Origin of the sequence: Mixta mediterraneensis, from assembly GCF_030283135.1 — a bacterium.
GTDB lineage: Bacteria > Pseudomonadota > Gammaproteobacteria > Enterobacterales > Enterobacteriaceae > Pantoea > Pantoea mediterraneensis.
The window spans coordinates 119641-128138 of sequence record NZ_JASUAZ010000009.1 but is presented as its reverse complement, the minus strand read 5'-3'; the positions used below and the strand labels follow the sequence as shown (position 1 = coordinate 128138).

The 8498-nt window shown below is 51.4% G+C and carries 7 protein-coding genes and 1 pseudogene; 1 reads left to right on the top strand and 7 read right to left on the bottom strand.

Annotation, left to right across the window (positions count from 1 at the left end; translation table 11 throughout):
- Positions 1-120: 120 nt before the first annotated feature.
- The 7 genes and pseudogenes from QRY16_RS08620 to QRY16_RS08590 form a co-directional block, all read right to left on the bottom strand.
- Positions 121-204: pseudogene (locus QRY16_RS08620) on the bottom strand (hypothetical protein); the annotation flags it as partial.
- Positions 205-223: 19 nt separating this feature from the next.
- Positions 224-1744 (bottom strand): galactose/methyl galactoside ABC transporter ATP-binding protein MglA, encoded by a 1521-nt coding sequence (gene mglA / locus QRY16_RS08615; protein WP_289776293.1) that lies wholly within the window; start codon positions 1742-1744, stop codon positions 224-226.
- A gap of 67 nt (positions 1745-1811) precedes the next feature.
- Positions 1812-2807, bottom strand: a complete 996-nt coding sequence (mglB, locus tag QRY16_RS08610) for a galactose/glucose ABC transporter substrate-binding protein MglB (protein WP_289776292.1) — start codon at positions 2805-2807, stop codon at positions 1812-1814.
- Positions 2808-3116: 309 nt separating this feature from the next.
- Entirely contained in the window at positions 3117-4157 is a 1041-nt protein-coding gene (galS, locus tag QRY16_RS08605) for an HTH-type transcriptional regulator GalS (protein WP_289776291.1), read from the bottom strand.
- Between the two features lie 146 nt (positions 4158-4303).
- Positions 4304-5464 (bottom strand): DUF418 domain-containing protein YeiB, encoded by a 1161-nt coding sequence (gene yeiB, locus QRY16_RS08600; protein ID WP_193404857.1) that lies wholly within the window; start codon positions 5462-5464, stop codon positions 4304-4306.
- 40 nt (positions 5465-5504) lie between these two features.
- A complete protein-coding gene (gene folE, locus QRY16_RS08595; RefSeq protein WP_193404856.1) occupies positions 5505-6170 on the bottom strand; it encodes a GTP cyclohydrolase I FolE in 666 nt (221 codons plus the stop codon).
- A gap of 125 nt (positions 6171-6295) precedes the next feature.
- A complete protein-coding gene (locus QRY16_RS08590) occupies positions 6296-7423 on the bottom strand; it encodes a YbfB/YjiJ family MFS transporter (RefSeq protein WP_289776290.1) in 1128 nt (375 codons plus the stop codon).
- Between the two features lie 105 nt (positions 7424-7528).
- On the opposite strand from QRY16_RS08590, the gene ptrR reads away from it, so the two are divergent.
- The gene (gene ptrR / locus QRY16_RS08585; protein WP_289776289.1) at positions 7529-8440 is read left to right on the top strand and encodes a putrescine utilization regulator PtrR; all 912 of its coding nucleotides are present in this window, start codon (positions 7529-7531) and stop codon (positions 8438-8440) included.
- Positions 8441-8498: the final 58 nt, after the last annotated feature.

The window sequence follows — 8498 nt, the reverse complement described above, 5'->3', positions numbered from 1 at the left end:
CGTACGCCAATGGCCACGTTACTTGATGGAAAACGGGTCTGGGCAGAAAAGAATCTGAACCAGATTTAATCTGACAGACACCTGTATAAATAACCGGTAACTGTCAGATCAGGTCTGAGCTAGTACAAGTAATACCAGCAGCACGACATAAATGCCGCCCTCTTTTAACCAGGTTAGCGCATTCTTTTTTGTAGTCGCTTTCATGTTAACAGCCCTTGCTTCATTAAAGGTGTAATGACGCTAAACGCAATATTTCGTTCTGCGTGGTCGTTTTCGTATCAACAATGCCTGCTACCATGCCGTTACTCATTACCAAAATACGATCGGTAATACCTAATAGCTCGGGCATTTCGGAAGAGATAATAATGATGCCCTTTTCTCTTTTCGCCAGTTCAGCAATTAACTGGTAAATTTCGAATTTTGCGCCAACATCAATACCGCGCGTCGGCTCATCAAGCATCAGAATCTCAGGCTGGGTTAATAACCAGCGACCAATAATAACTTTCTGTTGGTTGCCACCAGAGAGGGAACCAATTTGCGTATGGTGGCCTGGGGTTTTCACCCGCATGGCATCGATAACCCATTGGGTATCGCTTTTCATGCGTTTATTATCCAGCAGCCCCATAGTGCCTTTATATTTTTTAATATTGGAGATAAGGGAGTTAAAACCAATATCTAAAAAAGCATAAATACCGGTTGAGCGGCGCTCTTCCGTCACCAGCGCAAAACCATGATTAATGGCTTCATTGGCGCTGTGATTATTAATCGCTTTACCGTGCAGTTTAATGGTGCCGCCCGATTTTTCCCGGATGCCAAACAGCGTCTCGACAATATCGGTACGTTTAGCGCCTACCAGCCCGGCAATGCCGAGGATCTCCCCTTTACGCAAATCAAACGAAATGTCGCGAATCGAAGGCTGACGCAACGAAGTTAAATGACGCACCTCAAGAATGGTTTCGCCTGGCACATTGCTTTTATCCGGGAAACGCTGATTTAACGAACGTCCCACCATCATGGCGATGATCTTGTCCATATCCAGCCCGTCCAGCGGCTGGGTAGTAATCCATTGTCCATCGCGTAAAATAGTAATCTCGTCACACAGCTGGAATATCTCTTCCATTTTATGCGAAATATAAACAATGCCGCAGCCGCGCTCTTTCAGCTTACGGATAATCGTGAACAGATGATTCACCTCTTTCTCGGTTAAGAAGGAAGTGGGTTCATCCATAATCACAATTTTAGCGTCATAGGAAAAGGCTTTAGCGATTTCAATCATCTGCATCTGCGAGACGGAAAGATTAACGACTTTGTCACGCGGATCAATATCAATATCCAGCTCGTCAAAGATCGCTTTAGTATCGCGATACATTTTGTCCTGATCGACAAAAAAGCCTTTCCGTGGATAACGCCCTAGCCACATATTGTCCATTACGGTGCGCTGCAGCACCAGGTTTAACTCCTGATGCACCATCGAAACGCCATTTTCCAGCGCTTCTTTAGAGCTTTTGTAGTCTATTTCCTTGCCCTGAAATAAGATACTCCCCGTATCTTTTTTATAAATGCCAAACAGGCATTTTAATAATGTGGATTTTCCGGCACCATTTTCGCCCATTAAGGCATGAACGGAATGCGGGCGTACTTTTAAATTCACATTATCTAACGCTTTAACGCCCGGAAATGATTTACTGACGTCAGTCATTTCCAGCAGATATTCACGCTGCGCGGTCGTATTATCACTGGCCATAATTTACCTGGCTAAAAAACGTGGTCACGTGAAAAAGGCGCGGTATGCACCGCGCCCAGATTCAAATTTATTTCTGGAATTGAGACAGATTTTCTTTATCTACCGGCACGTAAGGTACACGGACGATTTTATCAACCATTTTGAAGTTGGTGCCTTCGGTCGCCTGCTTGCCGTCGGCCAGGTTCTTAGCTATATCCAGCGTGGCTTTTGCCTGGTTTTCCGCATCATTCAGCACCGTTCCCGCCATTGCGCCTGTTTTAATCAGCGCTAACGCTTCTGGCAGCGCATCTACGCCGAACACCGGCACAGAGGACATATTATGGGCTTTCAGCGCCTCAACTGCGCCCATCGCCATTGCGTCATTGTTAGCGATAACCACTTCGATTTTTTTAGCGTTCGGGCCAGACAGCCAGGCGTCCATCTTGTCTTTCGCCTGCGCGGTGTCCCACATCGCCGTATCCATTGCGAGCTGCTGCGTTTTCAGGCCATCCTTATTTAGCGTCTCAATCACGTATTTGGTACGTGCTTCCGCATCAGGATGCCCTGGCTCGCCTTTCAGCAGCACAAACTGAATCTGACCATCTTTATTCAAATCCCATGCTGGCGTCGCTTTCCAGTGCTTCTCAATCAGTTTGCCCTGGATAATGCCGGATTCTTTAGAATCGGTGCCGACGTAGTAGGCTTTGTCATAACCGGCTAACACTTTCGCATTGGGCTCTTTGTTGAAAAATACAATTGGCACATCGTTGCTACGCGCTTTATCCACCACAACCGCCGCTGCCGCCGGGTCAACCAGGTTAATCGCCAGCGCTTTTACCCCTTTCGCCATCAGCACGTCGATTTGATCGTTTTGCTTGGATTGATCGTTCTGCGAGTCGTTCATCAGTAGCTGTACGCCGCCCAACGTTTGCGCTTCTTTCTCAATGTCTTTGCGCACCATTGACATAAAGTTGTCATCGTATTTGTAAATGGTCACGCCGATACGTGCGTCAGCTGCGTGCGCAGTTACACCAAACATCATGCTGGCAACCAGTGCTGTGAGCGTGAAAACCTTCTTATTCATGGTATCTCCGGTTTTTTTGCAGGGTCTTTTTAGCTCTACCGCGCCAGACGGCGGGAGAGTAATCAGTAAAATAATTTGGCGAGGCGGTCTGCTCTGACTCGTGCGTAATACCGCTGAAACGCCATCCAAAGCTGACTTCCCTGTGCGCTAACGCTTCCTGAAAGATGTTAAGAACCATTTCATTCCGCGGCTGAAACCACATCCTTCGCGTTACCGTGGCGTTACATAATGTTTCAGTCTGGTAAGACGTTGCCATCATAGAGAGGGAGATGTTAATTAACTGTGAATAAAATTACAGATTGAAAGCGGTTACATGGCGGAATTAGCTGAATTAGTGACCGACTCCACATTTTGCTTCTGAGCCACCGAATGACGACGCACCAGAGTCGGCATAAAAATGTGTTTTGCGCTTTCATCCAGTTCCCCTGTTGCGCCTTGTAGCGCTAATTCTGTTGCCAGTTTAGCCATAGAAACAATGGGATAGCGCACTGTAGTAAGCTGGGGATCGGTATAGCGGGAGATGGGAATGTCATCAAAGCCAATAACAGAGAAATGTTGCGGCACCCGAATGCCGTTATCTTTCAGCGCAGTGAGGGCGCCCGCCGCCATAGCGTCGTTATAGGCAAAGATGGCGCTGAGGTTAAGATTGCGGCCTAGCAGCTCAACCATGGCAGCTTCGCCGCCCTGCATATCCGGTTCGGCGCTGGCAATCCAGCTTTCCGGGGGACGAATATTTTGTTCGCTCATGGCCTGCCACCATCCTTTCCGACGTTGTACGACGTCTTCGATGGGATGACTGGAGCAAAGATAGCCGATGCGCGTATGACCTTGTTGTAACAAGGTTCTGGACGCCATTAATGCACCGGTTACATTATCAAGGCTGACGCAGCGTGATTCAAAACCCGGCACAATGCGATTGATCATTACCATGCCCGGAACATGCTGCATAAACTTAGCCAGCTCTGCGTCTGAAAGCGTTTTCGCATGCACCACCAGCGCATTGCATCGCTGACGTATTAACACCTCAATGGCATGACGCTCTTTCTCTTCCTGATGCCAGGAATTGCTGATCAATACATGTTTATGTACGCGCTGTGCCACGGTATCAACCGCTTTTACCAGCGCACCAAAGAAAGGATCGGAAACGTCCATTACCACCACGCCGATGGTGTCGCTGACCTGCGTAGCTAAGGCTTGCGCGTTGGCGTTAGGATGGTAACCCAACACAGCAACCGCTTGTAACACAGCGTCCCGGGTGTCAGAAGTCACCGCGCTGCTATTATTAAGTACGCGCGAGACGGTCGCCACCGACACGCCAGCCTGACGGGCAACATCACGAATCGTTATCATGCAGCAGTTCCACAGAGGAAAAAAGGCATTACGCCGGATAAGAATACCGGCGCTATTTTGTCAGGAAAGGGAAAAAGGCAGCGTGAATTGCGTCACATCAATGAAAGCGGTTACATATCATTCTGCAACCTTTGTGATGTCTGTCATTATCTGTCGGAAAGACGAGCGGCTGTTTTACCGGCTGCCAGTTTAGTCAGGCGACGCCATATCCATTCGCATGGACCCTGGGGAAAGTAGCGTAACCAGATGACCGAAAACAGAATATTAACTACCCAGATAGCCGGAACCAACATCAGCAAGCCTGGCCGATCAAAATGCATAAACAGATCGAAGCGATAAAAAAGCGTGGTACAGATAAAGGTTTGCAACAAATAGTTGCTCAATGCCATGCGGCCAACGCATTGCATGGCGTAACTTATGCGCCAGCGTGAAATCTGCGACCAGAAACCCAGGCACAGCGCGGCATAACCGAGGCTGATAAACGGGCTGGCAAGATCGCGTGGCGCTTGCAGGTAAAAAGCCGTCCAGCGGAACGCCCAGCCCACCTGCCATTGCGCCAGCACGCCGGGAATGGCGATTGCAAAGCCTGTCACCAGCAGGATCACTGCACTACGGCGATAATGCTGCGGCGAAAATTCCCCTTTCCACCAGCCGTAACGCATCAGCGCAGCACCGAGCATCATCAATCCTGCCAGCTGCCAGCCATATTGCGATGCCAGAGCCAGCAAACCTGATGAAAGATGATCAAGGCGATTTTGCACCGCCTCCCAGCCGCCATTCAGCTTCCAGAATTGTTCATATTGTAAATCCGCCGCGCCCGGCAGCCATGAACGCGTCGGTTCAGGATCAGAGAGAGAACCAAAAACCAGCAGCACCACGCAACCCATCAGATAAAGCATGATGCCGGTATGCATCAGCGATCGGGTGGAAGGAACATCACGTAACATGCGCCATATCACAAGGCCAACAATGCCGTAATCCAGCAGAATATCGCCTTCCCAGAAGAACACGCCGTGAATAAAACCCAGCAAAACCAGGAGGGACAAGCGCGCTGTCAGCCAGCGGCTACCGCGTGGCAACTGCAATTGCAGGCCGGCGCCAAACAGCAGCGCGAATAACGTAAGGAATTTTAACTGGGCAAACGCATCAAGCAGACCCCATGTCCAGATCTCCGCAACGCTGATGCTGTTATGCCAAGCGGGATTAAGATAAGCCGCGGAAGGTAAACCAAAACCGACGATATTCAGCAGCAGGATGCCAAGAATGGCGCATCCGCGAATGAAATCCAGCGCAAGGTAGCGTTGCATATGGCATCCAGACGTGGCGGATTCGTCTCCGCCAGCAGGCTCAGCTATGACGTACCGCGCGCAGGAATTCCTGACGGGTGTTCTGGCTGGATTTGAACAGGCCACCAAGCGAAGTGGTAGTGGTGGCGCTGGTGGCATCTTTTACGCCACGTGCTTTCACACAGTAATGTACCGCATCAATGGAAACCGCAACGTTAGTGGTTCCGAGCAGCGTTTGTAACGCCACCAGCACCTGCTGAGTCAGACGCTCCTGCACCTGGGGACGCTGCGCAAAAAACTGCACGATGCGGTTGATTTTTGACAAGCCGATCACTTTTTCTTTCGGGATATACGCCACGGTAGCTTTACCGTCGATAATCACAAAGTGATGCTCGCAGGTGCTGGTCAGGGTGATGTCGCGCACCGTTACCATTTCATCCACTTTCATCTTATTTTCAATGACGGTGATTTTAGGGAAATTGGCGTAGTCGAGGCCGGAAAACACTTCATCCACATACATTTTGGCAATGCGATGCGGCGTTTCCATCAGGCTGTCATCGTCCAGATCAAGGTTCAGTAGCTGCATGATTTCTGTCATGTGGCCAGCGATCAGGCTCTTGCGGGTTTCGTCATCCAGCGCACGGGTTGGCGCGCGTAACGGCGTCTCCAGGCCTCGCGCCAGCAGCGCTTCATGAACCAGGGCGGCTTCCTGACTTAAGGTGCTCATCTTACTCTTCTCCGGCAGGTGATGCGCCCGCAGAACTTTCACTGCGGGCTGAATTACTGAGCGCGTATTGTGAAACTTTCCGCAGCGGTAATCCAGTAATCAATAAGATTGGTGATGAAAGCTTTTCATGCTGATCTTCGCCAGACCAGAAGTCCAGCTAACAGCAATCCCACCCCCGCAACCCAAAGCGCCGGTTCCAGCCGATGCAATAAGGCGGTTGACAGCGAAGAGAGCACCGGACCAGCCAGTTGCCCAAGCGCGTAGCCGGTAGTGAGTAAGCCCGCCATATAACGCATGTGCTGCGGGGCCAGCTCGCGTGCATACAGCAGTGATAACTGCACTACCCCCAGGAAACCGCCGCCAACCAGCAAAGCGCCAATAAGCAACCCACTAAAACCGGGCAAAGCTGCGGCCGCCAGCACGCCGGCCGCCTGCGCCCATAAGGCAATAGCCAGACGCGCATTGCTGCTGCCCCACTGTCGCGTCACGATAGCGATAACGATACCTGTCATCGCTGCGCCGCCGTAAACGGGCCAGACAAACTGGGCGAACAGGCTGCCAGGGAAACGTGCCGCGGCCATTTGCGATAAAAACGTGGCGGGCAGAATGTAGCCGAATCCCGCCAGGCTATAACTCCATACCAGACGTTTGAGATTGCCGTTCATGACTAACGGCTCGGGGTCATGATCGGGCCGATGCAGATCACCACGGCGCGGCAGATTACGCGCAATTAATGCCACCAAAATCAGCGCCAGCGCGCCGTAAACTGCCCAGGCCAGGGTCGCGCTCACCTGCAAGCTATGTAACAGCACCGCAAGCATACCGCTGATAAAAATGCCGCAGCCTGGTCCGGCGAATACGGCTGCAGATAAGCCAGGCCGTCCATGATAGTGCAGCTGTTCATTGCTCCACGCGGCAACCAGCACCATCGCCCAGCCGCTGGCACAGCCAATCAAAAAGCGGATCAACCCGTGCAGCCACGGCCCGCTGGCACAGGCTGAAAGCAAGGTTAATATCACGGCCCCCCAGACACCCAGCTGCAAACGTAATTCAACACGACGGTGCGCGCGCATCGCATCAAATGAACCGCATAAATAGCCGAGGTAGTTCAGCGCCGCGACCAGGCTGGCGCTGGTTAATGTCAGCTGATGCGCCTGGATCATCAATGGAACCTGGGGTGTAAAGGCGAAACGCCCTATTCCCATTGCCACAAATAGAGTAATAAACGCGCTAAGCGCGACGCGGAACGCCATTTCCCTTCTCCTGATGGTTTATTCTGACTTGCTTATAACATGCAGGATGATTAAACTCACGAAAAGTGAACAATATTAACAAAGTTAATTACGAAAAGAGAATATATGGATTTTGTCCAGTTACGCATGTTCTGTTCCGTTGCTGAAAGCGGTTCGCTGGTACGCGCAGCAGAACAACTGCATCGTGTGCCCTCCAATCTCACCACGCGGCTGCGCCAGCTGGAAGAAGAACTGGGCGTCGATCTCTTTATTCGTGAGAAGCAGCGCATTCGTCTGTCGCCAATGGGCCACAACTTTCTCAATTATGCGCAACGCATTCTGGCATTAAGCGATGAAGCGATGAGCATGACGCGTACCGGCGAACCCGCCGGTAATTTTGCGCTCGGATCCATGGAAAGTACCGCCGCAACACGTTTGCCGGGTCTGCTGGCAGCCTATCATCAACGCTTTCCCAAGGTTGCGCTGTCCCTGATTACCGGTACTTCAGGAGAGATCATTGAGCGGGTACGGGAAGGCACCCTGGCTGCGGCCCTGGTTGACGGCCCGGTTGCGCACGACGATCTTAATGGCTGCATCGCCTTTCGCGAAGAGATGATATTAATCACCGGCCTTGATCACATGCCGATTACCAGTGCGCGCGACACCCAGGGTGACACTCTGTTTGCTTTTCGTAACAGCTGCTCTTACCGCGTTAAGCTGGAATCCTGGTATCGCGATAGCCACACCGCGCCTGACAATGTTATGGAAATTCAGTCTTATCATGCCATGTTAGCCTGCGTGGCGGGCGGTGCGGGCGTAGCGATGATTCCGGCATCGGTATTGAAACAGACGCCGGACCGCTCGCGCGTGCAGGCGCATAGCCTGCCCCCTGAATATCGAGATACCGCCACCTGGCTGATGTGGCGGCGCGATGCCTTCACCCCTAACGTTGAAGCACTAAAATATTTACTCATTGAACAGATTGATGATCGGCCGCTTAACGATGAGCTGATGCATCCATTGTCAGCCGCGGAATAACCGTTCCGCGCTGTTTTTAAACCATTACGACCATCCGTGCGCGATCCTTTTTGGCGCG

Coding starts and splice junctions, on each gene's coding strand:
- mglA (WP_289776293.1), bottom strand. CDS start 1,744: ATGGCCAGTGATAATACGACCGCGCAGCGTGAATATCTGCTGGAAATG.
- mglB (WP_289776292.1), bottom strand. CDS start 2,807: ATGAATAAGAAGGTTTTCACGCTCACAGCACTGGTTGCCAGCATGATG.
- galS (WP_289776291.1), bottom strand. CDS start 4,157: ATGATAACGATTCGTGATGTTGCCCGTCAGGCTGGCGTGTCGGTGGCG.
- yeiB (WP_193404857.1), bottom strand. CDS start 5,464: ATGCAACGCTACCTTGCGCTGGATTTCATTCGCGGATGCGCCATTCTT.
- folE (WP_193404856.1), bottom strand. CDS start 6,170: ATGAGCACCTTAAGTCAGGAAGCCGCCCTGGTTCATGAAGCGCTGCTG.
- QRY16_RS08590 (WP_289776290.1), bottom strand. CDS start 7,423: ATGGCGTTCCGCGTCGCGCTTAGCGCGTTTATTACTCTATTTGTGGCA.
- ptrR (WP_289776289.1), top strand. CDS start 7,529: ATGGATTTTGTCCAGTTACGCATGTTCTGTTCCGTTGCTGAAAGCGGT.